The 26,492-nt window shown below is 62.4% G+C and carries 26 protein-coding genes; 11 read left to right on the top strand and 15 right to left on the bottom strand.

Annotated features, from left to right (window positions below; genetic code table 11):
• Nucleotides 1-9: 9 nt before the first annotated feature.
• From ACFWAD_RS09675 to ACFWAD_RS09655, 5 genes are read right to left on the bottom strand one after another with little or no spacing between them, the layout of a single operon-like run.
• Nucleotides 10-1,242 (bottom strand): MFS transporter, encoded by a 1,233-nt coding sequence (locus tag ACFWAD_RS09675; RefSeq protein ID WP_378543194.1) that lies wholly within the window; start codon nt 1,240-1,242, stop codon nt 10-12.
• Nucleotides 1,239-2,585 (bottom strand): LLM class flavin-dependent oxidoreductase, encoded by a 1,347-nt coding sequence (locus ACFWAD_RS09670; protein ID WP_378543192.1) that lies wholly within the window; start codon nt 2,583-2,585, stop codon nt 1,239-1,241. The genes ACFWAD_RS09675 and ACFWAD_RS09670 overlap by 4 nt, the downstream gene beginning before the upstream one ends.
• Nucleotides 2,586-2,617: 32 nt before the next feature.
• Complete coding sequence (locus ACFWAD_RS09665; RefSeq protein WP_378543190.1) at nt 2,618-3,490, bottom strand: ABC transporter permease; 873 nt, start codon at nt 3,488-3,490, stop codon at nt 2,618-2,620.
• Nucleotides 3,483-4,304 (bottom strand): ABC transporter ATP-binding protein, encoded by an 822-nt coding sequence (locus tag ACFWAD_RS09660; protein ID WP_003940477.1) that lies wholly within the window; start codon nt 4,302-4,304, stop codon nt 3,483-3,485. The genes ACFWAD_RS09665 and ACFWAD_RS09660 overlap by 8 nt, the downstream gene beginning before the upstream one ends.
• Nucleotides 4,301-5,380 (bottom strand): ABC transporter substrate-binding protein, encoded by a 1,080-nt coding sequence (locus ACFWAD_RS09655; RefSeq protein WP_378532247.1) that lies wholly within the window; start codon nt 5,378-5,380, stop codon nt 4,301-4,303. The genes ACFWAD_RS09660 and ACFWAD_RS09655 overlap by 4 nt, the downstream gene beginning before the upstream one ends.
• A 277-nt stretch (nt 5,381-5,657) precedes the next feature.
• Here ACFWAD_RS09655 and ACFWAD_RS09650 point away from each other — a divergent pair, with 277 nt between their 5' ends.
• Entirely contained in the window at nt 5,658-6,620 is a 963-nt protein-coding gene (locus tag ACFWAD_RS09650; protein WP_378532245.1) for a sigma-70 family RNA polymerase sigma factor, read from the top strand.
• On the opposite strand, the gene ACFWAD_RS09645 is transcribed toward ACFWAD_RS09650, so the two are convergent.
• Complete coding sequence (locus ACFWAD_RS09645) at nt 6,596-8,317, bottom strand: FUSC family protein (protein WP_378532243.1); 1,722 nt, start codon at nt 8,315-8,317, stop codon at nt 6,596-6,598. The two genes, ACFWAD_RS09650 and ACFWAD_RS09645, sit on opposite strands and share 25 nt — an antisense overlap.
• 239 nt (nt 8,318-8,556) lie before the next feature.
• Here ACFWAD_RS09645 and ACFWAD_RS09640 point away from each other — a divergent pair, with 239 nt between their 5' ends.
• Complete coding sequence (locus ACFWAD_RS09640) at nt 8,557-9,684, top strand: acyl-CoA dehydrogenase family protein (RefSeq protein WP_378532766.1); 1,128 nt, start codon at nt 8,557-8,559, stop codon at nt 9,682-9,684.
• Nucleotides 9,685-9,688: 4 nt separating this feature from the next.
• Here the strand turns inward: ACFWAD_RS09640 and ACFWAD_RS09635 are convergent, their stop codons facing one another.
• Both ACFWAD_RS09635 and ACFWAD_RS09630 read right to left on the bottom strand, forming a co-directional pair.
• On the bottom strand, nt 9,689-10,315 hold the full coding sequence (locus ACFWAD_RS09635) for a TetR/AcrR family transcriptional regulator (protein ID WP_020970505.1): 627 nt from the start codon (nt 10,313-10,315) through the stop codon (nt 9,689-9,691).
• Complete coding sequence (locus tag ACFWAD_RS09630) at nt 10,312-10,968, bottom strand: TetR/AcrR family transcriptional regulator (RefSeq protein WP_020908817.1); 657 nt, start codon at nt 10,966-10,968, stop codon at nt 10,312-10,314. Before ACFWAD_RS09630 ends, ACFWAD_RS09635 begins: the two co-directional genes overlap by 4 nt.
• Before the next feature lie 183 nt (nt 10,969-11,151).
• On the opposite strand from ACFWAD_RS09630, the gene ACFWAD_RS09625 reads away from it, so the two are divergent.
• From ACFWAD_RS09625 to fadD11, 7 genes are read left to right on the top strand one after another with little or no spacing between them, the layout of a single operon-like run.
• The gene (locus tag ACFWAD_RS09625) at nt 11,152-12,708 is read left to right on the top strand and encodes a flavin-containing monooxygenase (RefSeq protein ID WP_378543188.1); all 1,557 of its coding nucleotides are present in this window, start codon (nt 11,152-11,154) and stop codon (nt 12,706-12,708) included.
• On the top strand, nt 12,708-13,640 hold the full coding sequence (locus tag ACFWAD_RS09620) for a metal-dependent hydrolase (protein WP_378532239.1): 933 nt from the start codon (nt 12,708-12,710) through the stop codon (nt 13,638-13,640). Before ACFWAD_RS09625 ends, ACFWAD_RS09620 begins: the two co-directional genes overlap by 1 nt.
• On the top strand, nt 13,637-14,728 hold the full coding sequence (locus tag ACFWAD_RS09615; RefSeq protein WP_378543186.1) for a PDR/VanB family oxidoreductase: 1,092 nt from the start codon (nt 13,637-13,639) through the stop codon (nt 14,726-14,728). The genes ACFWAD_RS09620 and ACFWAD_RS09615 overlap by 4 nt, the downstream gene beginning before the upstream one ends.
• Nucleotides 14,725-15,225: an SRPBCC family protein gene (locus tag ACFWAD_RS09610; RefSeq protein WP_378543184.1), complete on the top strand. Its 501-nt coding sequence runs from the start codon at nt 14,725-14,727 to the stop codon at nt 15,223-15,225. The genes ACFWAD_RS09615 and ACFWAD_RS09610 overlap by 4 nt, the downstream gene beginning before the upstream one ends.
• Nucleotides 15,222-16,655: an aldehyde dehydrogenase family protein gene (locus ACFWAD_RS09605; protein WP_378543182.1), complete on the top strand. Its 1,434-nt coding sequence runs from the start codon at nt 15,222-15,224 to the stop codon at nt 16,653-16,655. Before ACFWAD_RS09610 ends, ACFWAD_RS09605 begins: the two co-directional genes overlap by 4 nt.
• 4 nt (nt 16,656-16,659) lie before the next feature.
• Nucleotides 16,660-17,622, top strand: a complete 963-nt coding sequence (locus ACFWAD_RS09600; RefSeq protein WP_378543180.1) for an SDR family oxidoreductase — start codon at nt 16,660-16,662, stop codon at nt 17,620-17,622.
• The gene (gene fadD11, locus ACFWAD_RS09595; RefSeq protein ID WP_378543178.1) at nt 17,619-19,415 is read left to right on the top strand and encodes a fatty acid--CoA ligase FadD11; all 1,797 of its coding nucleotides are present in this window, start codon (nt 17,619-17,621) and stop codon (nt 19,413-19,415) included. Before ACFWAD_RS09600 ends, fadD11 begins: the two co-directional genes overlap by 4 nt.
• On the opposite strand, the gene ACFWAD_RS09590 is transcribed toward fadD11, so the two are convergent.
• The 5 genes from ACFWAD_RS09590 to ACFWAD_RS09570 all read right to left on the bottom strand — a co-directional run bounded on the left by ACFWAD_RS09590 (nt 19,397) and on the right by ACFWAD_RS09570 (nt 23,235).
• Nucleotides 19,397-20,482 (bottom strand): ATP-binding cassette domain-containing protein, encoded by a 1,086-nt coding sequence (locus ACFWAD_RS09590; protein ID WP_378543176.1) that lies wholly within the window; start codon nt 20,480-20,482, stop codon nt 19,397-19,399. The two genes, fadD11 and ACFWAD_RS09590, sit on opposite strands and share 19 nt — an antisense overlap.
• On the bottom strand, nt 20,479-21,288 hold the full coding sequence (locus ACFWAD_RS09585; RefSeq protein ID WP_378532223.1) for an ABC transporter permease: 810 nt from the start codon (nt 21,286-21,288) through the stop codon (nt 20,479-20,481). The genes ACFWAD_RS09590 and ACFWAD_RS09585 overlap by 4 nt, the downstream gene beginning before the upstream one ends.
• On the bottom strand, nt 21,285-22,094 hold the full coding sequence (modA, locus tag ACFWAD_RS09580) for a molybdate ABC transporter substrate-binding protein (protein WP_378543174.1): 810 nt from the start codon (nt 22,092-22,094) through the stop codon (nt 21,285-21,287). The genes ACFWAD_RS09585 and modA overlap by 4 nt, the downstream gene beginning before the upstream one ends.
• A 41-nt stretch (nt 22,095-22,135) precedes the next feature.
• Nucleotides 22,136-22,531, bottom strand: a complete 396-nt coding sequence (locus tag ACFWAD_RS09575; RefSeq protein ID WP_378446207.1) for a molybdopterin-binding protein — start codon at nt 22,529-22,531, stop codon at nt 22,136-22,138.
• Between the two features lie 125 nt (nt 22,532-22,656).
• Entirely contained in the window at nt 22,657-23,235 is a 579-nt protein-coding gene (locus tag ACFWAD_RS09570) for a carboxymuconolactone decarboxylase family protein (protein ID WP_378543172.1), read from the bottom strand.
• Nucleotides 23,236-23,370: 135 nt separating this feature from the next.
• Between ACFWAD_RS09570 and ACFWAD_RS09565 the strand changes: the two genes are divergently transcribed.
• Both ACFWAD_RS09565 and ACFWAD_RS09560 read left to right on the top strand, forming a co-directional pair.
• Complete coding sequence (locus tag ACFWAD_RS09565) at nt 23,371-24,561, top strand: pyridoxal phosphate-dependent aminotransferase (protein WP_378543170.1); 1,191 nt, start codon at nt 23,371-23,373, stop codon at nt 24,559-24,561.
• A complete protein-coding gene (locus ACFWAD_RS09560) occupies nt 24,558-25,568 on the top strand; it encodes an AraC family transcriptional regulator (protein WP_378532216.1) in 1,011 nt (336 codons plus the stop codon). The genes ACFWAD_RS09565 and ACFWAD_RS09560 overlap by 4 nt, the downstream gene beginning before the upstream one ends.
• Here ACFWAD_RS09560 and ACFWAD_RS09555 read toward each other — a convergent pair.
• The gene (locus ACFWAD_RS09555) at nt 25,565-25,990 is read right to left on the bottom strand and encodes a VOC family protein (protein WP_378543168.1); all 426 of its coding nucleotides are present in this window, start codon (nt 25,988-25,990) and stop codon (nt 25,565-25,567) included. The two genes, ACFWAD_RS09560 and ACFWAD_RS09555, sit on opposite strands and share 4 nt — an antisense overlap.
• Nucleotides 25,991-26,048: 58 nt before the next feature.
• Nucleotides 26,049-26,489 (bottom strand): Lrp/AsnC family transcriptional regulator, encoded by a 441-nt coding sequence (locus ACFWAD_RS09550; RefSeq protein WP_020970517.1) that lies wholly within the window; start codon nt 26,487-26,489, stop codon nt 26,049-26,051.
• Nucleotides 26,490-26,492 lie beyond the last annotated feature (3 nt).

Raw genomic sequence — 26,492 nt, 5'->3', positions numbered from 1 at the left:
CGAGCCTACCTATCGTTTCCCGAGGCGCGAGCGGGGTGACACCCGCGGAGAGTAGACCGGAATGAAGCGGAACATCATCGCTGCGCCCGCGAACGAGGTCGCGCCCAGTGCGGCGAACGCCCACCCGAGCGGGAACACCGCGGCAAGGAGACCGATCGCGAGCGGCCCACCGAACATGCCGGTGTCGTGGGTCAATCGCCAGGCAGCGAGGAACTCGGCGCGTTCTTCGGGTGGAGCGATATCAGCGCCGAGAGTCATGATCACGCCGTTGCCCAGTCCGTTGCCGATCCCCATGACGACAGCGACCACGGTCAGCCCCACTGCACTCGTCGAGAACGGCAACAGTAGGTACGACACACCGATCACCGTCAGCGAAGGCACCGCGACCAACCTGCGCCCGTATCGGTCCATGATGTGCCCGGCGGGATACGAGAACAGCAGATCCACTGCCGCACCGATACCGAAGATCACACTCACCTGGGCCGCATCCAACCCGAGGTGCAATGCCCACAGCGGCAGCACTGCCTCCCGCGAAGCACGAGCGGCGCCCATCAGCAGGGAGCCTGTCCCGAGCGTCGACAGGGCGGCGCGGTGGCGGCGAAGGATCTGCGGGAGCGTGACGTGGCTATGATCGCCGTTGCCCGCCTGCGCCTTTCGTGGCGGGTCGGGAACGCGGGCCATCAGCGCCCCGGCGAGTACGACGCCCACCAACTGGACCAGAAATCCTCCGCGCGCGCCCACCAGCAGAATCACGCCGGCGCCGATGAGTGGGCCCAGGAAGAAACCCAACCGCCACATCGCGGCGAATGACGACATTGCTCGGGCCCGCAGGCCGAGCGGCACCGTCTCAGCGAGGTAGCTCTGCCTGGCAAGACCCCACACAGCATTCGCCAGTCCGGTCAGCAGAGCACCGATACCCAGCATCCACGGAGTCTGCGCAAGCAGACAGATCACCACTCCGGTCGCGCCCAAGGAACTTCCGCCGATGATGGACCGACGCTCGCCGAATCGCGACACTATCCGGCCCGCCGGGAGATCGCCGAGGACGGCACCCAAACCGCCGAGTGCAACGATCAATCCGGCGACGGCGACCGATGCACCGAGGTCGCGGGCGGTGACGGCCATGATGGGGGCGGCCGCGCCCTGACCGATTCCGAAAATAGCCGCCGGTACGAAAACCGTTGTGACCAGTGGCTTGAGCCCGGCAATCGCCGGCTGTTCCTTGGGCAGTGTTTCCGTCACGCGCTCACTTCTGCCGCGTCAGCGGCCCGCGAAAACCGATTCGCCGGACGATCGAGGCCGTAGTGACCCCGCAGGGTGGATTCCGTGTATTCGGTACGGAAGAGCCCACGCGCCTGCAGAATCGGCACGACCCGGTCGACGAACACCTCGAGCCCTCCGGGCAGATAGGGCGGCATGATGTTGAAGCCGTCCGCGGCGCCCTTGTCGAACCATTCGGTCAACTCGTCCGCGACCTGCTCCGGTGTCCCGGCAAATGTCCGATGCCCACGGCCACCGCCGAGTTTGCCGATCAGTTCACGAACGGTCAGGTTTTCGCTCTCCGCAAGATCTTTGACGAGCTGGTATCGACTCTTGTTCCCTTGGATGCGATCGATGTCCGGCAGCGGCGGCAACGGAGCGTCCAGCGAATGCTCGGTGAGGTCGACGCCCACCATGTTCGAGAGTTGGCGCAGCGAGTACTCAGGTGAGATGAGATCCGTGAACGACTGCTCCAGCGCCTTGGCTTCTTCTTCCGTATCCGCGATGAAGGGAACGATGCCTGGCAGCACCTTGATCTCGTCGGGACTACGCCCGTACTTGATCAGCCGCGCTTTGAGGTCGGTGTAGAAATCCTGCCCATGCTCGAGTGTTCGTTGAGCGGTGAACACGGCTTCGGCGTACTGCGCGGCAAAATCCTTACCGCTCTCGGAGGAACCGGCTTGCACGAGCAGCGGACGTCCCTGTGGAGACCTCGGCGAATTGAGTGGACCGGCCACCGTGAATCGTTCGCCGTCATGGTCGATCCGATGGACACGATCCGGGTCGGCGAAGATCCCGGACTCTTCGTCCAGGACAACCGCCCCCTCTTCCCAACTGTCCCAGAGTCCGAGTGTCACGTCGAGAAACTCCTCGGCGCGCTCGTAACGACCACTGTGCGCCGGTACCGCATCGAGACCGAAGTTGGCCGCCTCGTCGGCGCCCGCCGATGTGACGATGTTCCACCCGCCACGTCCCCCACTGATGTGGTCGAGGGACGCGAACTTCCTTGCAAGAGTGTACGGATCGCTGTAACTGGTCGACGCGGTTGCAATCAGCCCCACCTTGTCGGTGGCAGCAGCGATCGCGGAGAGCAACGTGACGGGTTCGAAAATCGCCTGCGTGTTGTACTTGACCCGCGGGCCCACTGCCAGGCCGTCGGCGAAGAACACCGAGTCCAGCTTTCCTCGTTCGGCGATCCTCCCCAACTCCTGGAAGTGCTTGACGTCCAACAAGTTGGCCGCATTTGTGCGAGGGTGGCGCCACGCCGCCTCATGATGGCCGACGCCCATGAGGAAGGCGTTCAGATGAAATTGTCGTTCGGACATGAGTTCGCAGAATCTTTCCGTGAAGGTGCAGATCAGGTGGTGACGCGCCAGCGTGAGAGCCGACGTTCGATCAGGACCAGAATCGCGTTGATTGTCAGACCCAACAACGAGATCGCGACGATACCCGCGTACATGTTCGGGATCTGGAAATTGAGTTGTGAGGCAGTGATCAGGTATCCGAGACCGGCTTTGGCACCGACCATCTCGGCGGCGATCAGCACGAGTATCGACGACGCGGCGGCCATGCGAATTCCGGTGAAGATCGTGGGCACCGCAGCGGGCAGAACTACCTTCTGGAACAGTCGAATCGACGAGAACCCCAGAGAGGCAGCGGACTTGATCAGCAGCGGGTCAACCGTGCGCACACCGGAGATGGTGTTGAGCAGAATCGGGAAGGTGCAGGCGTAAATCACCAGGGCGATCTTCGACTCTTCACCGATGCCCAGAATCAGTACGAAAACGGGAAGCAGAGCCAAGGCTGCTGTGTTGCGGAACAATTCGAGAATCGGGTTGAGGAAGTCGGAGACCGGACGATACCAGGCGATCGCAATTCCCAACGGAATCGCGATCGCGATGGCCACGAAGAATCCGGTTAACGCACGCGTCAGACTGGCCGAGACGTGCTCTTGCAGTTGACCGTTCCCGGCAAGAGTGAAGAACGCGGACACAACCTCACTGAAGGGCGGAAGGAAAACCTTGTCCACCAAGCCCAACCGAGGTGCGGCTTCCCAGATCCCGAGGAAAATCGCGATCGCTATCGACGGCTTGGCAATCCGCCACGCGGCAGATCCAACGTACCGCGCCGCCTTGCCGCCGGCCTGGCTCCGCTGCTGAATGCCAGGTGCTTTGTCGTGCAACGGTTCGGGGTCCGCGACCACTTCCGGTGTCGCCAATGCGCTAGACATGTGCAACCTCCTTGGCTGGGTCGAGCTCGCCCGCCCGTGCGCGTTCCACTTCACCGTGCAGCAGCGTCCAGATCCGGTGCCGGAACACTCGGAACTCCTCGCCGGATCGCACGTCGTCGCCGGACCTGTCGATGTCGATGTCGACGATCGTCTTGACACGCCCCGGCCTCGACGTCAGCACGGCAACGCGCTGCCCCAGGTAGATGGCCTCGTCGATTCCGTGAGTGATGAACAAGATCGTCTTACCGGTGGCTTTCCAGATGCGCAGAAGCTCGTCCTGCAGAGACTCTCGCGTCTGTGCGTCCAGCGCTGCAAACGGTTCGTCCATCAGCAACACTTCGGGGTCGAAGGCCAGGCTGCGGGCGATCGCGACTCGCTGCTTCATTCCACCGGACAACTCGTGCGGATAGCGATCCGCGAAACCTTGCAGACCGACCAATTCGAGGTAATGCTCGGCGAGCTCGCGTCGCTCGCTCTTCTTCACGCCCTTCGCTTCGAGTCCGAACTCGATGTTGTGACGTGCAGTTCGCCATGGAAGTAGCGCGTATTGCTGGAAGACGATTCCCCGATCCAAGCCGGGTCCGGTGATCTGCTTGCCGTCCAGAAGGATTCGACCGGAAGTCGGCGAACTCAGTCCGCCGAGGAGGTCCAGCAGAGTCGACTTACCGCACCCACTCGGCCCGACGAGGACCAGGAACTCCCCCGGCGCCACGTCGATGTTGATGTCCTCGACCGCGGTGAAAACTTCGTCGGTCCCACGAATGTCGAACTGCTTGGTGACGTGCTCGAGCCTTAGTTTCGGTTCTGTGCTCATTTTGCGGCCTCCAGTGCCTGTCCGTCAGCGCCGCTGTCGGGTGAATACGTTCCGTTGGCGTATGGATTGAATTCGTTGGTGTAGATGTCCGACGGCTTCAACTTCCCCTCTTCGAGTTCGCCGTTACGGGTGAGCCAGTCGATCCACGTGCTGATCTCGGTATCGGTGATCGTTCCGCCGGGGCCGGCGACTCCCGGGCTCTTCCAGTAACTGATGAGCTTGGTGTCCTCGTTGCGTCCGCGACTGTTGATGATCGACGTCAGCTTCGCGATCACTTCCTCACGTGGGTGCGTCTGGGTCCAGCGGATCGCTCGCGCTGTTCCCTGTACGAAATCGGCGACCGCTTCCTTGTTCTTCGCGATGTAGTCGTCACGGAACACCAACGTGCCGTAGGTGAACGAGCCGAACAGTGATTCGTCCGTGAACAGCTCGCGAAGACCACCGCGTTCGAGCGCGGAGTCACGGAAGACCGAGCCGAGGGTGGCAACGTCGATCTGTCCCTGGCGCAGCGCTTGCTCCGTGTTGACGGGAGGCACCACGATCAGTTCAACCTGCTTGATCTCGTCCGGCGTAAGCCCCTCCCGCGCAAGCCATTCACGAACGACGAACTCGTGGTGGGCGCCGAGTGTATTCATCCCGACCTTCTTACCGATCAGGTCTTTGGCCGTTTTGATCGGACTGTCGTCGAGAACGTAGTACCCATTGAAGCTCTGCTTGTCGGAGCCGTAGTACCCGATCACCGAGGTGATCGGTGAACCCGCGGAAGCCAACTTCACCACCGCACCGTTGAACGCACCACCGAATTCGGTCTGACCGGTCGCGGCATTCTGAATGCTCTGAGGACCGCTGGTCGTGTCGCCGATCCAGTTGAGTTCCACGTTGTCGAAGTAGCCGAGATCGGCAGCGAGTTCGGGGTAGATGACCTGTCCGGTACTGCCCTCGTACCGCAGGACGGTCTTGCCGTCGGCGGTCTTGACGACTTCGTCGGAAGAGCCCGAGCAGGCCACGGCAAGGCTGGACAGTGTGACAAGAGCGACGACTGCGGCTATGGAGCGCGCAAGGCGAGGGCGAATCATGAAGTTGCTTCCTTTAGAGGATGATTGGTGAAATTTACGACGACACCTGTCCGGATCGCCTTGTGCGGCGATCGGCACAGGCAGGTGTTGGGAAAGTCAGTTCAACGACAACAGTTCAATGACGACAAGAGCGAAGACCGAAACACGTGAGACTCCAATGAATGTGAAGACAGAATCGAGCCGTTAGCAGTGTCGAAACCATACGTCGGCACCCACTACCTGGGTCAACGGTTACATTCATGCCGGATTTAAAGTGTGAAGTCCGTATCATGAGGGCATGCTTTCGCCGACTACCGCGCAGGACTTCGAGCAACACCGTGGCCATCTGACGTCGGTGGCCTACCGTCTCACCGGAAGTTTCAGCGACGCTCAGGACGCGGTGCAGGAAGCATGGATACGACTCCAAGTAGCCGAAACCACGCGAGGTGAAGAGCTGGAGATCCGCGAGCTGCGCGGATGGCTCACCACTGTTGTGGGTCGCATCTGCCTCGATCATCTCAAATCGGCCGCAGTCCGGAGAGAAAGCTATGTAGGACAGTGGCTTCCGGAGCCGATCGTCACGCCCGTCGACGCCACCGTGAGCACACCCTCAGCGACACCCGATCCCCTCGAGTACGTCGTGACGCAGGAACAGAATCGTTTTGCGGCCCTCGTCGTCCTGGACACTCTTACTCCCGCGCAACGCGTTGCCTTTGTCCTGCACGACGGCTTCGACGTACCGTTCGCCGAGGTAGCCCGAATCCTCGACATCGAAGTCGCCGCCGCCCGTCAGTTGGCCTCGCGAGCCCGTAGAGCCGCAGCGTCGGCGCCCGTCCCGGTCAGCAGCGAGGAGCATGCTGCCGCCGTCGAAAGACTGGTCATGGCTATCGCGAGTGGGGATCTGAACGCGGTGATCGAAGCACTCGATCCCGATGCCGTGCTGATCGGCGACGCAGGCGGAACAACTCGCACGGCGGTCAACGTCGTGCGCGGCAGTGATCGTGTGGCACGGTTCTACCTGGGCCTGGCACGCAAGTACGGACCGGCGGCGCTGTTTTCGATGTCACCGGTTCTCGTCAACGGACAGCTCGGTGGTGTATTCGCCGGCTCCCCCGGAGATGACCGGTACCCGCAGTTCGCCGCTCGCGTTGCCGGCTTCACGGTTCGCGACGGAGTTGTGTGTGCGGCCTACGACATTGCGAACCCAGCCAAGTTCAGTGCCGTCCCGATGCTCGATCACACCGAACCCGAGCGCAGGTAGCGAGACTCCCATTCTTCGAGGTGAGACCTGGACACCTGCGTGCCGAACCACAGTCGGTGCAGCACATCCGATCCCAGGTGATGCAGTGCGGTGTGCGTTCTCCACTGCTGCGACGCCCACTCGGGTTCGTTGTGGGCGGCGTCGATCCCGGCCATCGTGCTGCCTCGTAGTTCGAAGTCCAGGTCGCGTCGAAGCTCCGAAAGCTCGGACCAATTCGCTTGTGGTGCATAGTGCCTTGCGCGGATTTCGGTCAGCAGCTTGAACAGGACGCTGTCGGCACGCTCGTCGACCCAGATCAGAGTGCGTCGATGTGCCCCGCGCCCGACCGTCCACAGGACGATCAACGCCACGACGACGCCGATTGCCGTCTCGAGCATGCGGCTGAGGATCAGATGCTGGACGGTCCCGTGTGCACCACCGGCAGCGCCGAGGAGAATTGCCAGAGCGGTGATGAAGATGACGGCGATCCCGTAGTTCCGCACCAGGAACAGTTCGATCCCCGCCATCAGGACGGCAAGTACAGCCACCAGCCACAGACCGGTCGGACTCCAGGCGTATATGGCGCCCAACAGAATCAACCCGAGGACGGTTCCGCCGATGCGATGGATTCCGCGATAGGTGCCCAGTATTCGATCCGGTCCTTGATGCAGGACCATCGCCGCGGCGATCACCGCCCAGTCCGGGCGATCGATACCGAGTAGAACGGTGAGGGTTCCCGCCGCCATACAGGCGATGGACAGCCGAAGTGCCGTGATCGACGCTCGGCTGGACGGATTGCAGGCGCGGAGAAACCGATACCGGATCGTCGGGTCGGGCAGGGGCGGATGCGCCCCGACCTCGTCGACGTCGAACGCGGGGTCCGCCATGAGTTCGGGATCGTGGTCGTCGGAGATCGCCCTGGCCATCGCGATTTGTGCTCGTTCGAGTTCACGGGTCAACGGGTGGTCTTTCCCGACGATTGCGCCGCGGTAGAGGCACTGCCACGCGTCGTGCAGCCGCAGTGCTGCAGCGTGCCGTTTGTCTCGCGTCTGCTCCGGCGGGGCGTACTTCGCCTGCGCTTCCGTGTACTCCGCAACAGCCGAGACGGCTGCCTGTACCGCGCTGCGTTCGATCGCTCGCGGTGCCCACAGGATTCCCGTCATCGAGACGACCACCGCGCTGATCCCGCCGATTGCCGTCCACATCGCAACCTCGATCGGCGGCTGCCCGGGAGTGGCGATCACCGAACTGATCTCGGTGGTCAGCAGCAGGAAGAACGCGCCCGGTGGGCCTAATCGAAGCGCGTCGACGGTAAAGGCGCAGGTCGACACCACGATGGCCATGATCAGCACGACAAAGACGAGCAGCACCGTCGGCGCGCCTTCGGAGATCGCTCGGTGGACCGGCTCCCCCACCGATGCCCCGATGAAGGACAGGATCGTCAACGCCGCCGCGGCGATACCGACTGCCTTCCATCTGCTCCGGTACGGACGTCCCTCACCGTAGATCGACGCGAATGCACCGAGCCCGACCAGGAGGGACGAGGGCCCGAATCCGAGCAGTGTCGCGACAGCCGCAGGAATCGCCAAGGCGAGTGCGACCCGAATTGCTCCGGGATACCGGTTTCCCACCGGCGGCAATCCGAACAGGACGCTGCGAGCCGGACGCGGCGCCGGGAGGTTGGACTCGTGACCCGCTGATGTTTCTTCGGGGTCCACTGCCCATCCTTCGCGCCGGTTCGATCGTGTCTGTGCCGTCCCATTCTTGCGGGCGGCTGCCCTGGTATCCGAAGCGGGTCTGGAGGTCGATTCGGCCACCCGCTTATTGACACTGCGTCAACAGTGTGGATGATAGGTGGAGCCAGATCCGCTCGTGGGTCGCACTTCATCGATCGGGAGAAATCACGATGACGCAAGTATCAACCGCAACCCGAACCACCGAACGACGCTCCCCGTGGATGGACGACGAATTGGAGGCCGTTGGCGAACTGGCGAGGAACTTCTTCGCCAAACACGTGACACCGCACCAGAAACGCTTCGCGTCCCAGGGTTTTCCCGACAAATCCGCCTATCGGGAACTCGGGACGCTCGGCCTCGCCGGCATGTCGATCCCCACCGAGTACGGCGGCGGAGGAGGAACTTTTGCGCATGATGCCGTGCTGTTCCACGAGCAGGTGATGGCGGGTGATCATTCACTCCAACTCGGTGTGCACTCGGGAATCGTGCCGCACTACCTCAATGCCTACGCCGATCACGAGCACAAACTGCGCTGGCTACCGAAGCTGGCGAGTGGCGAGTGGGTGGGCGCAATCGCCATGACCGAGCCCGGCACCGGATCCGACTTGCAGAACATCACCACCCGCGCCGTCCGCGACGGTGACGACTATCTGATCAGCGGCGCAAAGACATTCATCTCCAACGGTCGCAATTGTGATCTGGTGATCATTGCCGCCAAGACCGATCCCAGCCTCGGAGCGCGTGGAGTGTCGCTCATCGTGGCCGAGGTCGATGACAACACACCGGGTTTCGAGCGCGGGCGAATACTCGAGAAGGTCGGACAGAAGGGCCAGGACACCACCGAGCTGTTCTTCGACCGCTTGCGGGTGCCTGCAACAAACCTGCTCGGGGACCGCGAAGGCACAGGGTTTGCCCAGCTGATGCAGCAGCTACTGCCTGAACGATTGATCTGCGGAGTTGCAGCCACTGCGGCAATGGAGCGTGCAGTCGCCCTCACCGTCGAGTACACCAAATCCCGAAACATGTTCGGGCAAACGCTCTTCGATCTGCAGAACACGCGCTTCGAACTTGCCGAGTGCGCGTCCATCGCTCGTATCTCACGAACGTTCATCGACGACTGCATCGTCAAATACCTTGCCGGGCAGCTCGATGCGACTACCGCCGCGATGGCCAAGTACTGGCTCACCGATCAGCAGTGCGCCGTGATCGACCGCTGCGTGCAACTACACGGCGGGTACGGCTACATACTCGAATATCCCATCGCTCAGATGTACGCCGACGCTCGTATTCAGCGAATCTACGCCGGATCGAACGAAGTCATGAAAGACCTCGTGGCGAGATCACTCTGAGTAATCAGGAATCCGCCTCGCACGCCGGCAGAACGTCACGCACGATGGCGAGCAAACTGCGTACCAGCAGAAGGTGCACCTGTTCGCGGTCGAGCGCTCCCGTCACCAACCACTGCTTACTGGCGGCCTTCGCCAGTCCTCCGTACGCCACGATCATCGAATGAACAGCAGCCTCGCTGCCTTCACTCGGTCGAATCTCGAGCGCATCCATCATGCGTCGCGCAGCAACGTCGTCAGCATCCTGCAGGATCCGATCCATCTCGGGATCACGGCGGAGGTCGTCGGACATGACTGTCGAGATCCACATGTCGCGATGACGCCAGGCGACGTCGAGCCACCGATCGATCACGGCGCCGATCCGCTTCTCCTGGCTCGCCGATCGCGGAATGCGGTCCACCGCCACTTCGGGAATGAAGACGAACCGCCGCACGACGTCGAGATACAACTCCCGCTTGGAGCCGAAGTAATGATTGAGCAGCGGACGACCGACCCCGGCCGCCTTGGCCAACTCGGTCATCGAGACGTCGGCAAAAGACTTCTCCTCGAAAACCTTTGCCGCGCTGACAATGATCTGCTCACGCCGGTCTTCGGGACCGAGACGCTTTCCGCCTGTGGCCGACGCGGACGTCATTCTTTTCTCGCGGGCGTGCTGTTGACCGTCGCCTGCGCCTCGACCATGAGCGAAATGTGTTCCACCAAACGCTTTCGAGAGATCTTGGAGGACGGGGTGTGCGCCTGATAGATGAACGCGAGGGCACCGAACAGCCCCACCGAATTGAGTTCGGAGTTCGCGGAGTCGGTTGCCTCGCCGCCGTACATCAGCTCGAGCGACGCGGAGATCGGATTGGTGAACTCCGCCATCAATTCTCGCCCTCGATCCCACAGCGCAGGTTCCGCCTGGGATTCGACGAACATGATGCGTCCACGGCGCGGATCCTTGAATACGTAGGTGGTGAAGGCCTTCACCACGTGACGGATCAGGGCCGACGGTTCGGAAGGCGCCGCCTCGAGAGCGTCCAGAATAGTGTCGCGTGCCCCGAGAACGACCTCGTCGAGCACGGCGACCAGCAGTTCGTCACGATTGGCGAAGCTCTCGTAGAAGTACCGTTCGGTCAGCGCAGCCTCGCGGCAGGTCGCACGCATGGTCGCGGCGGCCGCACCCTCGGTGCCCATGATCTGCAACCCGGCTTCGATCAGCTGTGCCCGGCGCGCGGCGCGGCGATCTTCTGGTTCCTGCCCACGCCACCTGCGCGGGCCGGTGCGCCGAGCCTCGGTATCCGTCATGTCCCCATGTTCTCACTGACAGGCAGTGCTCTCGACCTCAGGTTATCGCGGCGACCTCGGCAAGCGAACTGACATCGCACGATGTCAATCAATTCAATTCTGACATCAATCGCTGTTGACATCACTTGATGTCAGACTTACTCTTCGTTCAGTTGTTCACGCACCAATCAGGAGGCGTCACACATGGTCGACATCGACCCAACCTCGGGGCCATCGGCCGGTGAAGAGGAAACTCCAACTCGCCGAACACGAGTCGTCGTCATCGGAGCAGGCTTCGGCGGCATCGGAACTGCTGTCCGCTTGAAGCAATCCGGGATCGACGACTTCGTCGTTCTCGAACGCGCTGCGGAGCCCGGGGGAACCTGGCAGGTCAACACCTACCCCGGTGCACAGTGCGACATCCCGTCGATTCTGTACTCGTTCTCGTTTGCGCCCAATCCGAACTGGACGCGGCTGTATCCGCTACAGCCCGAGATCTACGACTATCTCCGGGATTGCGTCCATCGCTTCGGACTGGCCGGTCATTTCCACTGCAACCAGGACGTGACAGAAGCTTCGTGGGACGAGCAGGCCCAGATCTGGCGGGTGCACACCGCGGAAACCGTGTGGGAGGCACAGTTCCTGGTGGCGGCCACCGGCCCGTTCAGCGCCCCCGCCACACCCGACCTCCCCGGACTCGAATCGTTTCGTGGTCAGATGTTCCACACCGCAGACTGGAACCACGACCACGACCTTCGCGGTGAACGCATAGCCGTGGTCGGCACCGGCGCCTCCGCAGTGCAGATCATCCCCAGACTGCAACCGCTCGCGAACTCGCTGACCGTATTCCAGCGGACACCGACGTGGATCCTGCCGCACCCGGATCAGCCGATGACGGGCTGGCCCAGCGCGCTGTTCGAGCGGGTACCGCTCACCCAGCGACTCGCACGCAAGGGACTCGACCTACTTCAAGAAGCCCTGGTACCCGGATTCGTGTACAAGCCGTCACTGCTCAAAGGGTTGGCCGCACTCGGCCGAGCACACCTTCGCCGGCAGGTACGCGACCGCGAGCTTCGCGCAAAGCTACTCCCTCACTACGCATTCGGATGCAAGCGTCCGACGTTCTCGAATACCTACTATCCCGCGCTGGCGTCACCCAACGTGGAGGTGGTGACGGACGGAATCGTCGAGGTACAGGAGCGCGGTGTACTCACCGCGGACGGCACTTTCCGCGAAGTCGACACCATCGTCATGGGTACCGGTTTTCGCATGGGAGACAACCCGTCCTTCGACATCATCCGAGGTACGGACGGCCGCAGCCTCGCGCAGGCGTGGAACGGCAGTGCCGAAGCCTTCCTCGGCACCACCATCAGCGGGTTTCCGAACTTCTTCATGATCCTCGGCCCCAACTCGGTGGTCTACACCTCGCAGGTCGTCACGATCGAAGCGCAGGTCGAATACATCGTGAGCTGCATTCTTCAGATGGACGAGCGCGGCATCGGCAGTATCGACGTCCGGGCAGACGTGCAGAGAGAGTTCGTGCGCGCGACCGACCGCCGACTCGCCTCCAGCGTATGGAACGCCGGCGGGTGCAGTAGTTACTACCTCGTCGACGGCGGCCGCAATTACACCTTCTATCCCGGATTCAACCGATCCTTCCGCGCCAGGACCAAACAGGCTGACCTCACTCACTACACGCAGGTACAACCTGTCTCGTCCACATCACTCACCACTGCTCGAGAAACCGTGAGGAGCCGATAATGCTCGGCATCAACGCCTTCCGAGGCACACCCGTCATCGCACCGTCCGGCGCTCGCCGCTACACCGACGAAGCACATGCCATCGCCGCCCGTGACGTCGAATTCGACTGGGACGGTGTACCACTGCACTACGTGCCGAACGAACCGATGGTCACCCACGTCATCAACTTCATGCATCTCGTGTTACCCGAGGGAGAGCGGGCCATGTCCGCGACGCTCGCCGAAGCGCTCCCTCTCATCGAGGACACCCGACTGCACGAAGAGGTGGTGGGTTTCGTCGGCCAGGAAGCAACACACGCGTCGTCGCACAAAGGTGCACGCGAACACCTTGCGGACCTCGGCATGGACATGAAACCGATGGCACGCCGCATGGACTGGCTCGTGGACAAGATATTGGGCGACAAAGGATTGACCGGAAAAGCCAAGCACGCCTGGCTCTGTGAACGTCTCGGCTTGTTTGCTGCCATGGAGCACTACACGGCAGTGGTCGGGGAATGGCTGCTCACCGATCCCGCCCTCGAAGATGCCGGCATGCACCCGGTGATGCTCGACATGGTCAAGTGGCACGGCGCTGAAGAAGTCGAGCACCGCAACGTCGCTTTCGACGCCTACATGTACGTCGACGGTAGCTACTCCCGACGCGTTCGCACGGCGCTGCTGGCCAGCTTCACGTTGTTCGTACTGTTCATCGCCTCGATGAATTACCTTTTCCGGCAGGACCCGTCGAAGGCGAAGGGTCGACTGTGGCCTCTGCAGCTGATCAGCGCCACTCGTCGTGGACTGGTACCGAACATGAAATTCCTGATCACCGAGATTCCTCCGTATCTGCGGCCGAGCTTCCATCCGTCCCAGATCGGGGACATGGACGTAGCCATGCGCTACCTCGCTCGCTCACCTGCCGCCAATCGTTCTTCCGAAAAGAGTGAAGAATGAACAAGACGGCTGCCGACCGTCCTCACGACGCACACGGCTTCACACCGACCCGGTCGTTGAGGTTTGCCGCGCAGGCCACCAGCGCATACCGTCGGATCTTCGCAACCAGTCCTGCAGCGCAGATACTTTCGCGTCCCAACCCGGTCCGCTACAGCGGGTTCGACATGACGCTGGACGTGAAGTCCGTCCGGTTCGAGTGTGACGACGTCCTGAGTGTCACCTTGACCCCGAGGGAAGGCATCGCCCTGCCGTCGTGGATTCCCGGCGCCCACCTCGACGTCTTTCTCCCCTCGGGAAGGCAACGACAGTACTCGCTGTGCGGCGACCCCGACGACTTGACCTCGTATCGGATCGCCGTCCGAAGGATAGACGAGGGCGGTGGCGGCTCACGCGAGATCCACGAGTCGCTGAAACCTGGAATGGCGGTGGACGTCAGAGGGCCACGGAATGCGTTTCCGTTTGTCGCGGCTCCGTCGTATCTCTTTGTTGCGGGCGGAATCGGGATCACTCCGCTCCTTCCGATGGTGCAGCGTTGCCACCGTCGCGGAATCCCGTGGCGATTGGACTATCTCGGACGAACCCGCACAGCCATGCCATTCCTGAACGAGATCGAGGAGTATTCCAGCGGCCGGGTAACCATCCGGCCGGACGACGAGTTGGGTCCGCCGGATGTCGAAACACTGCTCTCCGCTGCGGATCCCGGCGCCGCGGTGTACACGTGCGGACCGACGCCGCTGATGAACAAGGTGCGCGCGGCAGCCTTCACGAGCAACCCGACCGGATCGGTACACAGTGAGCGCTTCTCGCCGCTACCGGTAGTCGACGGCAAAAAATTCACTGTGCACCTGGCGCGCACCGGTCTCACCGTCGATGTCGGCGAGTCCGAAAGTGCCTTGGCGGCAATACGACGCGCACTTCCCGGCGTCGCGTATTCCTGCCAACAGGGCTTCTGCGGTACCTGCAAGGTCCGGGTGCTCGCGGGGACCGTCGACCATCGGGACACCCTTCTCACCGAATCGGAACGCACCGATTCGATGTTGACCTGTCGATCACGTTCCACCGGTGGGTCTTTGGTGGTGGACCTGTGAAGCGAAAATTCCCGCTCGCGGCGGCCGACGCAGACTTCATCCGCTCCGCTCCGCTGGTGATCACTCACCGGATCGAGTCCGAAGCGACGTGTGAAAGCTTGTGGCGGACGTTGACCTCGGACGGTGCGCTCGCGTCGTGGGCGCGCGGGATCACCGGATCCGACTGGACCTCGGCCAGACCATTCGGCATCGGTACGACGCGAACTGTGCGGGCCGGCGCTTTTGCCGCACTGGGCGAGAGATTCTTCCGCTGGGACGAGGGGCGCCGGATGACGTTCTACGTGGAGTCTGCGTCAATCCCGGGATTCAAGCGTTTCGCCGAAGATCTGGTGCTGGAACCGACTTCGACTGGAAGCCTTCTCACCTGGACGTTCGCGGTGCAGGCGCAGCCGTGGTTCGCCCCGATTCTGTCTCTGTCCCGAACGATCCTCGACCGCGTGACCCGCAACTGGGCCGACGGCGCCGTCCACCACACACTTCAAGGAACTCCACAATGACGGCGACCGAGATCGACACGACCACACAGGCGTCCGACGACACGGTGACACAGGCAGTGCGCGACGCCCGTACGGCTTCCGAATGGTGGGCAGAACTGACATTCGAGCAACGCGCCCACCGACTGGATCGGTGGCGAGGAATCATCGCTCGTCGAGCATCCGAACTCGCCGACGTCGTGCACCGGGACATGGGCAAGCCTCACCCCGACGCAATGCTCGAAATTGCCATGGCGCTCGAACACCTCGCGTGGGCGTCTAAGAATGCTCGAAAGGTATTGGGCAGGCGCAGCGTCCGCTCCAGTTTGTTGACGGTCAATCAGGCCGCCTCGGTGGAGTATCGACCTCTCGGGGTAGTCGGTGTGATCGGTCCGTGGAACTATCCGGTCTTCACCCCGCTCGGTTCGCTCTCGTTTTCGCTGGCTGCCGGCAATGCCGTGGTCTACAAGCCGAGTGAGTTCGCGCCGGCAGTCGGGCAATGGTTGGTCCGAGCGTTTGCCGAGGTCGTCCCTGAACATCCTGTGCTGCAAGTTGTCACAGGTGACGGTGCGGTCGGCGCGGCACTGTGCCTGGCCGGTGTCGACAAGATCGGGTTCACGGGATCGACCGCGACTGGCAAGAAAGTCATGGCAGCGTGCGCCGAGACCCTCACACCGGTGTTGATGGAATGTGGCGGTAAGGACGCACTCGTCCTCGATTCCGACGGAGATGTCGGCGCCGCCGCGGATGCTGCGGTGTGGGGAGCGTTGTCCAACTCCGGTCAGACCTGTCTGGGCGTCGAGCGTGTGTACGTGCACGAACACGTCTACGACGAGTTCCTCGACAAGACAACCACTCTGGCCGCTCGAATTCATGCAGGTCCTGATGCCGACGACAAGATCGGTCCGATCACCATGCCCTCGCAAGTCGCCGTCATCCGGCGCCACATAGACGACGCGGTATCGCGGGGCGGACGTGTCGTTCTCGGCGGGCTCGGCACGATCTCCGGTCAGTACGTGCAACCGACCATCATGGTCGACGTGCCCGAAGACAGCCTCGCCGTCACGGAGGAGACCTTCGGCCCGACGATGACCATCACCAAAGTCAGCTCGATGGACGAGGCGGTGGAATTGGTCAATGCGTCGACATACGCCTTGGGAGCAAGCGTGTTCGGCAAGGACGGAGTATCAATTGCAGATCGACTCCGATCGGGAGGAGCGTCGGTGAACTCCTACGTGATGTATGCCGCAGTTCCCAACCTGCCGCTGGGTGGGGTCGGAGCATCCGGTTTCGGACGCGTTCACGGCCCCGACGGACTGAAAGAGTTCACCTATGCCCGTTCGATGACCAGGCAACGGTTCCGTTCGCCATTACCACTGACGACGTTTCGACGGACCGCCCGAATCGACTGGCTGGTCAAGGTTCTCATACGCGCTCTACACGGAAGGCACTGAAGCCATGACGGGACGCTTGTCCGCGCTTGCAGGAACAGTCCGCGATCTGGGCATTCCACTGCCCGGACGCCGGATCGACTTCGACGTCGCCGGTAAGGTCGTACTGATCACCGGCGGAGGCGACGGTATCGGAGCGGCGTTGGCGCGCACTCTCCACCGACGTGGGGCGACGGTGGCGCTGGTCGATGTCAACCAGAGTTCGCTGGCAGCAGCCGAGCGCGCATTCGAGTCACGGCGAGTCGTGACGGTGACGGCCGACGTCCGCGATCGGGACGGTATGAAAGCAGCCGCGCGCACGGTTGTCGATCAGCTGGGCAGAATCGACGTCGTGGTGGCCAACGCCGGAATCACCCCTCCCCCGGCAACATTGCGCCAAATCGATCCCGACGCCTTCGATCGAGTAGTCGACGTCAATCTCACCGGTGTCTTCAATACCGTGCATCCGACCATCGACGAGGTGATCCGCAACAGTGGGCACATCGTCGTCGTGTCCTCGGCCGCGTCGTTCGCCCCCGGTTTGGGCGGAGCGTCGTACATGATCAGCAAGGCCGGCGTCGAAGCGCTCGGGCGGGCTCTGCGTTTGGAGGTTGCCGGCTACGGCGCCACGGCCGGTGTCGCGTACTTCGGGATGGTGGACACACAACTTGCGCGCGCAACTCTCGACGACGACGAGATCGGGCGCAAGCTCGACGCTCGACTGCCCGGACCCCTCCGCCATCGAATCTCCCCTGACCGTGCCGCGACGGTCATCGCCGACGCGATCGCGCGCCGCGCCGGCCGGACCCTTGCCCCCGCGGCCTGGGAGCCCTGGGCGTGGGGACGCGGTTTCGTCAATGTCCTTGCCGACGGCTACCTGGCCAGGGACAAACAGGCACACGACCTGATCCGCGAACTCGAAGCCAGAACCACGGCGGCAGTACCGAAAAACACAGCAGCCCCGACGAATGCATCCAGGAGAACGTCATGACCACGTTGTGTGCAGCCTTCCAACGAGTGTCGGCGGTAGCGCCCGACGCGGTGGCTTTGCGAGACATCGGCGATGCGCGAACACTGACGTGGCGCGCGTACGGCGAACAGGTTCGCGATGTTGCCGCGGGATTGGCCGGAATCGGCGTGGGACATGGCGATACGGTTGCCTTGATGATGAGTAACCGCATCGAGTTCTACCCGATCGACGTCGGCGCCCAACACCTCGGCGCGACATCCTTCTCCATCTACAACACGTCGGCACCCGAAGCCATCCACTACATCCTCGCCAATTCCGGTGCGCGAGTGCTCGTCTGCGAGGCCCAGTACGTGGATACCGTTCGCCGATCCGGTGCCACACTCGACACGATCGTGGTCGTCGACGCGCAACCGTCTGCCCAGCAGTCCGGCACCCTGACGCTGGAGCAGATGAAGTCCTCTGCTGCCGCCGATTTCGATTTCGAGAGCACCTGGCGTGCGGTGAAACCGAACGACGTCGCCACGTTGATCTACACCTCCGGCACGACCGGCAACCCCAAGGGCGTCGAGACGACTCATGCCTGTCTGTTGTTCGAAACCACCGCCGTCAGTGCTGTACTCCCCGTCGAGTTCGGTGACCGCATCACCTCGTACATGCCGTCGGCGCACATCGCCGATCGGCTCACCTGCCTGTACATGCAAATGGTGTTCGGCACCCAGATCACTGTCGTGCCGGATCCGAGCCAGGTAGCGGCTGCGCTTCCGGACTGTCGCCCCACGATCTGGGGCAGCGTCCCCCGTGTGTGGGAAAAGCTGAAGGTTGCCGTCGAATCGGCCGTCGCCAACGAACCGGACGACGCGCGGCGAGCGGCATTGCAGTGGGCACTCGACGTCGGTCGCACTCGGCTCGCACACTTGCGAGCCGGTGAAACAGTCCCCGCCGAACTGGAAGCGGACTACGCCCGAGCCGATGCGATGGTCCTCTCCGCCCTGCGTGCGAAACTGGGCTTTGCCGAATTGAAGTGGGCCATCTCCGGCGCAGCGCCCATTCCGCCGGACACCTTGGCATTCTTTGCGGCCCTCGGAGTTCCGATCTCGGAGATCTGGGGAATGTCGGAACTGACATGCATTGCGAGTACAGCGCCGGCCGAGCCGACCAAGCTCGGAACGGTCGGAAAGTTGCTCCCGGGCATGGAAATGCGCATCGAGGCCGATGGCGAGCTACTGGTTCGAGGACCGCTGGTCATGAAGGGGTATCGCGGCGAACCCGCGAAGACGGCAGAGGCGATCAGCGCCGACGGTTGGCTCTCGACCGGAGACATCGTCACCGCCGACGCGGACGGGTACCTCACGGTGATCGATCGCAAGAAGGAGTTGATCATCAATGCGTCGGGAAAGAACATGTCACCCGCAGCCATCGAGACGGCGGTGAAGACGTCGTCGTCGTTGATCGGTGAAGTAGTGACGATCGGTGACGGCCGGAAGTTCAACACAGCATTGATCACTCTGAGCGCCGACGCCGCGGTCGAAGCGGCACGCTCACTGGGACTTGCGGTCGACGCCGCGGTGCTCGCCAAGGACGCTCGGATCGTCGACATCGTTGCAGCTGCTGTCGCCGAGGGAAACTCGCGACTTTCGAGGGCCGAGCAGATCAAGCGGTTTCACGTGCTCACCACGTTCTGGGAGCCTGGCGGCGAGGAGCTGACACCGACGATGAAACTCAGGCGCAAGCCGATAGCCGAGAAGTATGTTTCCGAAATCGTTGCTCTCTATGCGGATTCGATCGCAGAGGACGTCTACGAGCCGGCGCCCTGAGCGTAGATCAGTGTTTCGGTGGCCTTGACCACAAACGTAGCGGCCGTTCCCGGAACCAGATCGAGTTCGGCCGCTGCACTGGCCGTGATGTCGGCAGACAAACCAGGCTGGCCGGCGTCGTCCTCGGCTCGGACTCTGACGACATCGCCTCGGTTTTCGATCTCGGCGACCGTGACTGCAAACGCGTTTCGTGGGCTGCCGTGCGGCGGTTCAAGGTAGACCGATACCGCTCGCGGTTCGAAGACCGCCACAGCGGCACTGCCGGCGAGTAATTCGGACTCGGTCTGACCTGCGATGTCCACTCCGGTCGGGCTCCTGAGAACACCGTCGCCTGCCATCGTGCCACTGCGCAAGTTGATCCCCGCGATGCGTGCGGCGAACGCACTTCGCGGGCGAGTCAGAACTGTTCGCACGTCACCACGTTCGACAACCCGGCCACCGTCCACAACGACAACGGTGTCGGCAAGGGCCAGCGCATCCAGAGCGTCGTGCGTCACGAGTACGGCTGTGCGATCCCCGGTCCGGAGCACTCTGCGCAGCAACGACCGCAGCGCCGGGGCCGACGCGACGTCGAGCGCGGACATCGGTTCGTCGAGCAGCAGCAGTTCGGGTTCAGCAGCCAATGCCCTCGCCACTGCGACGCGTTGTGCTTGGCCGCCGGAGAGCTGTGAAGGCTTGCGGTCAGCCAATTCGCCGGCGTCGACTGCGTCGAGCCAATGGCGAGCAGTCTCGGCGGAATCGCGACGCGACCGTCCTGCGCTGCGCGGCGCGAACGCCACGTTCGCCGCCGCGCTGAGATGTGGAAAGAGCAGTGCCTCTTGCGCGAGTAGGGCGGTGCCGCGCCGATGCGGCGCCAATGCGACTCCCCTGCTGGTATCGGTGAGAACGCGGGAATTGAGTTCGATCAACCCGCGCCGCGGATGATGCAGTCCGGCAACTGCCGCCAGAACGGTCGACTTGCCTGCGCCGTTGGGTCCGAGGATGGCGGTCACCTCACCGGCCGCGACGTCGAACGCCGCGACGACGTCGCGCTCAGGAATCTCGATGTCGACGTGGAGGCCACTCACAACGAACCCGCCGATCCGCGTCCACGCACCGCAACCACAATGATGACCGCGACGACTACCAGCACCAGCGAAAGCGCAACCGCTGCATCCGGATCGGTCTCACGCTGGAGATAGATTTCCAGCGGCAGGGTGCGCGTCACCCCTTGCAGACTTCCCGCGAACGTCAGCGTCGCACCGAATTCTCCCAGCGCACGAGCGAAAGCCAGAACTGCCCCTGACACCAGACCGGGAAGAACCAACGGCAGCGTCACCCGGCGAAGCACGGTGGTAGGGCGGGCACCGAGCGTCGAGGCCACTGCCTCGTATCGCGTGCCTGCAGTGCGTAGCGCACCTTCGAGGCTGACGACGAGGAACGGCAGGGCAACAAACGTCTGCGCCAGGACGACCGCAGTTGTCGAGAAGGCTATCTGGATGCCGAGCACTTCCAACTGCTCACCGATCAACCCCTTGCGGCCGAACGTGTACAGCAACGCGATACCGCCCACGACCGGCGGCAGAACCAGCGGGAGCAGAATCAAGGACCGGAGAACGGACAGTCCCCGAAAGTGACTGCGTGCCAACACCGCGGCCATCGGTACCCCGAACAGGATGCACAGCACCGTGCTCATCGCCGCCGTCTTCAAACTCAATTTCAGTGCAGCAACCGATGATTCGGAGGTCACGAGTTCCCAGAACTGCGACCACTGCACGGTGGCCAGCATCGCGACCAAGGGAGCTATGACAAAGGCCCCGCCGATCAGCGCAGGAAGGTAAATCCACACCGGCAACCCGAGCGGAGCGCGGGTTGCCGGTCGTAGGCGTGTCACGGAGCAGCGAATCCCGCGTCACTCAGAACTGCCAGGCCCTTCGGCCCCTTCACGAAGTCTACGAACTTGGTTGCCGTAGCCGAATTCTTCGAATCCTTCAGCACCGCAATCTGGTACAGGTTGACCACCGCGGTTGCTTCCGGGAACGCGACGGTCTGCACCTTGTCACCGGCGGACTTCGCGTCGGTGACGTAGACGATGCCGGCATCGGCCTGGCCGGATGTCACCTTGTTGAGAACGTCGGTCACCGACGATTCTTCACTGACCGGCGAGAGGGTCTCACCGGTGGCCGTCTCGACCTTCTTCGTGGCCGCGCCACACGGAACCTGCGGAGCACAGATCACCAGTTGTGTCCCCTCCTTCGCCAGGTCGGCGAACGACGCGATGCCCTTCGGATTGCCCGGAGGCACAACAATCGTCAAGGTATTGCTCGCAAAGTCCGAGGCTGACCCTGCAACGACACCGGCATCGGTGGCCTTGGTCATGTTGGCGGCGTCAGCCGAAGCGAACACATCTGCGGGCGCACCTTGGGTGATCTGGGCGACGAGGTCCGAAGATCCCGCAAAGCTGAAAGTGACTTTGGAACCGGGGTTCTCGGACTCGAACTCCTTGCCGAGTTCGGTGAAGGTGTTCTTGAGTGACGCCGCCGCGAAGACGGTGATGCTTCCCGTGGCACTCTCGCTCGAAGTGGTTGTGGTCGGAGCAGCCGACGACGTCTCCGGCGAAGAGTTGTCGGAGGAACTACAACCTGACACCAGAGCAAGCGAAAATGCGCCTGCTGCAACAAGTCCGAGTACGCGTTTCACGAATATCCTCCAGTATGTTCAGAACTACGGCGTTTTCAGAGTTACGGGGTTTCCACTATGACCGTGGTGGCCTTCACTATCGCGACGGCGATGCTTCCGACTTCGAGTCCGAGTTCCCTAACCGCGTCGGTGCTCATCAAAGAGACGACGGTGAAGGGCCCACACTGCATTTCGACCTGTGCCATCACCTTGTCGGTGACGACCTTGGTGACGAGGCCGGCGAACCGGTTGCGGGCCGAACTTGCACCGGTGAGCGGATCGGCCGGTGCGGGTCCGGCATTGGACCTGGCGAAGCCTGCCAACTCGGCGCCGTCGATGACCTTGCGGCCGGAGTCGTCCGTCGTCGCTTCGAGAAGCCCACCGTCGACCCACCGCCGAACAGTGTCGTCACTGACACCGAGCAGACCGGCAGCTTCGCGGATTCGAATGTTGGGCACGAGGTGATCGTAGGTCGCAAGTGCGGACCTAACAAGCCGAAATGCTCCGCAGATGCGTGAACTAGTCAATCCTGATCACGTATCTGCGGAGCATTGTCGATAGTTGCCGTAGACGAGCTACCGCATCATTCTTCCGCCCAGGGCACGCGGCACGAGTCGGTACTGAACCCTTGCTCGGTGATCTCCAACGCCGAGTACATCCGGGCGCGCATGTTTTCGAGCCCGATCTGATAGGTCAGTTCCACGACGCCCGCGCGTCCGAACCTGCGCTCGAGGTCTGCGACCTGCTCGTCCGTCACGCCATGCTCGCCGTGTGGGTCGCCGGTCATCGCGTCGGCGTAGGCGATCGCGGCCCGCTCGTCCTCGCTGTACTTCGGTGAATCCCGGTAATTCGCGATCCCTTTCAGCTTGTCGATGTCCAAACCGTCCAGGCGCGAGAGCATCGTCCCGAAGTCGACACACCACGAGCAGCCGACAGTCCAGGCGACGCGATAGACGGCCAGTTCACGAATGTTCGACGGCAGCACCTTCGACGCCTTCTGCACGGCCATCTCGTGACGGGCAGCGGCGACGAACAATTTCCGATGATTGGCCAGGACGGCAAAAGGCTCGGGAACTTCGTCGTACTGCCTGGCGGCAAATTTGTAGGCCACCTTGATCAACGGACTGGCTTCTGACGGTGTCACTGCGGGAATGCGAGTCATGGCAAGCCTCCGTATCTTCTACAGCACCGGATTCGATGCTCTCTACAGAGTTGGACGACGGCGGCGATTCAAACGTGACAAGCACCGCGCCCGAGCAGATGTGAGGATGCGGTCTCAGCCGACTAAGCTGCAAAGATGCCTTCGACGCCCCGCAACCGCACCGTCTCGCGTCTGCAGCCGTTCGCATCCACGATCTTCGCCGAGATGACAGCGTTGGCCACACTTCACGACGCGGTCAACCTCGGTCAGGGCTTTCCGGATACCGACGGTCCTGCGGCCATGCTCGAAGTAGCGCGTCGAGCCATCGCCGAGGGCGTCAACCAATACCCACCCGGGCCGGGCATGCCCGTCCTGCGTCAAGCAATCGCGGAGGATCGGCGCATCCGCTACGGGCTCGACAGTGATCCCGACTCCGAAGTTCTGGTCACCGTCGGTGCCACCGAGGCGATCAGTGCTGCGATCCTCGGACTGGTCGAACCCGGCGAAGAAGTAGTGCTGATCGAGCCGTATTACGACTCCTACGCAGCATCCGTCGCATTGGCCGGCGCGGTGCGTCGCACTGTTCCTCTGGTCGCCTCGGGAGACGGATTCGCGGTCGATCTCGATGCCTTGCGCAACGCGATCACCGCCAAGACGAAGATGCTGATCGTCAACAGTCCTCACAATCCCACCGGCACCGTGTTCACCGATCAAGAACTTCGAGCGATCGCCGAACTCGCGTGCGAACGCGACCTGATCGTGTTGAGTGACGAGGTCTACGAGCACTTGGTGTTCGACGGTCTCACCCACACACCGATGGCGTCTCTTCCGGGTATGCGTGAGCGCACCGTCACGGTGTCCAGTGCCGCAAAGACTTTCAATGTCACCGGCTGGAAAACAGGATGGGCGATCGGCCCTCGCGAACTCATCGACGGCGTTCGTGCTGCCAAGCAGTTCATGTCATTTGTCGCCGGCGCACCATTCCAACCTGCCGTTGCGTATGCGCTGACCAACGAACAGCCGTGGGTGGTCGAACTTCGAGAGAGCTTGCAAGGCAAACGGGACGTGCTCGGCAAAGCCCTGGCCGAAGCCGGTTTTACGGTGCATTCCGGCGGCGGCACGTACTTCCTCCTTGCCGACATCAGACCGTTGGGTGAGACCGACGCGGGAGAGTTCTGCCGCGCGCTGCCCGAGCGTATCGGCGTCGCGGCGGTACCGGTCGACGTGTTCGCGGACAACCGCGACGAATGGAAGCACTTGGTGCGCTTCGCCTTCTGCAAGCAGGACCACATTCTGTCCGAAGCGGCACGCCGTCTCCACCTGCTCCAAGGAGCAGCGCACCCATGACAGCGCGGACAATCCCGACCGCCTTCGTCCACCGCTACCTCGCGTTCTCACCGGACAACAACGTCGATTTGTCCGGCGCACTGCGCGCTGCTGGGATCGACCTCGAGACATTGTCCGACCCTCGCGCCCGGCTGACTCCGACTCAGGTCACCACGTTCATCCAATCCACCTGGCAGATCACCGACGACGAATTGTTCGGCCTCGGATCCGCCCCGGTGCCCCGTGGCACTTTCCGATTGATCTGCCTGACGTTGATCCATTGCCCTGATCTCGGATCGGCCTTTGTCCGAATGTCCGACGTGATCCGTGCACTACCGGCACTGGCCCCACTGTCGATCGAGAAGGGCGAAGAAAGCACCCGGGTGAGTTTCGCTGTCCGAGCACGCGAAGGTGTCGCCGAGCGGGATGTTGCGGAACGTGTGACGACCGATTTTGTCCTGATCTTGCTCCACCGCTTTTCCGCATGGTTGATCGGAAAGCGCGTCCGACTGCGGGCCGTCGAATTTCCGTACTCTGCGCCGGATGCGCGGTTGGCCCAGGACTACGACTACATCTTCGGAGCGCCCGTCACCTTCGGCGCGCAGCGAGCGGCACTGGAGTTCGACAACTCGGCCATGCGTGCACCGATCATCCAGACCGAAGAAACACTGGAGGAATACCTCCGAGAATCGCCGATTCAGCTCATGTCCGAACGCGACTACGACAGCACCGCGTCGGCACAGGTGCGACGGGTCCTCGAACTCGGAGTGAAGGGACGAACCTCCACGGCCGAGGAGATCGCCGAGATGCTCTCGATCAGCGTTCCCCATCTGCGTCGACTACTGCGGCGTGACGGCACCTCACTGAATCAACTACGCGAGGAAGTGCTCCGCGACGTAGCCATCGCCGGTTTGCGACGCGGAGAATCCGTCGAAGTGCTCTCGGCGCGATTGGGATTCTCCGAGCCCAGCGCCTTCCGTCGTGCCTTCAAACGATGGACCGGCGATACGCCGAGTTCCTACCGCTAGCTGATGCAGAACTCGTTACCTTCGGGATCGGTCATCGTGATCCACACGCTCGGACCCTGTGCTCCTCGGTGCAGGATCGTCGCTCCCACCTCCTCGAGTTGCGCTGCAACATCCTCGCGCTTGTCGCCCACTCGTATGTCGAAGTGGAGACGGTTCTTCACCGTTTTCGATTCCGGAACCAGTTGGAACAGAACGCGGGGACGTTCGGGATGCTCCGGATCGCTGATGGCCGCACCTTCACGCCAGACGAGAACTCCCTCGAACGTCGTGGTGTCGGATTCCTTGGCGTGACCAGCGGCGACGAGGCCTCTGATGAAGTCTTCGTCGCTAGGCTCCGCTGCCCACCCGAGTGCCGCGGCCCACCACTTCGCCTGTTCGTGCGGGTGCGCCGAATCTACTGTGACTTGAAATTCGTATCCCATGTTCCGACGTTAACGCCGAGCACCGACACGAAAGAGCAGGTTCGGGTGAGTTTGGGCGTCAGTCGACGCTCTTGATGGTCTTCATGGTGATCAGCGATGTCACCCGCGAGACGGCCGGAAGCCCGCTGAGCTTGGTGACCATGAAGTTCTCGTACGTCGCCAGATCTTTCACGGCGACACGGATGAAGTAGTCGGGTATTCCGAACAGTCGCCGACATTCGATCACTTCGTCGAACGCCGCGACCTGAGATTCGAAGTCCTCGATGGTCGCCTGGTCGTTGACTCCGATCTCGGCAGTGACGATCACCTGAAATCCTCGACCGAGCGCTTCCTGACTGACGATCGCGCGGTACCCGGTGATGATTCCGTCGGCTTCGAGCTTCTTCACCCGACGCAGGCAAGGAGAGGGCGTCAACCCCACCAGATCCGCCAACTCGGTGTTGGTCAAACTCGAGTCTTGGCGAAGGTGAAACAAAATTGCGTCATCCATGGCATCCATCGC

It is taken from the genome of Rhodococcus sp. NPDC059969 (genome assembly GCF_042738325.1).
Lineage (GTDB): Bacteria > Actinomycetota > Actinomycetes > Mycobacteriales > Mycobacteriaceae > Rhodococcus_F.
Note: the sequence above shows the minus strand (reverse complement) of the source record. Positions and strands in the feature narration are given on the sequence as shown.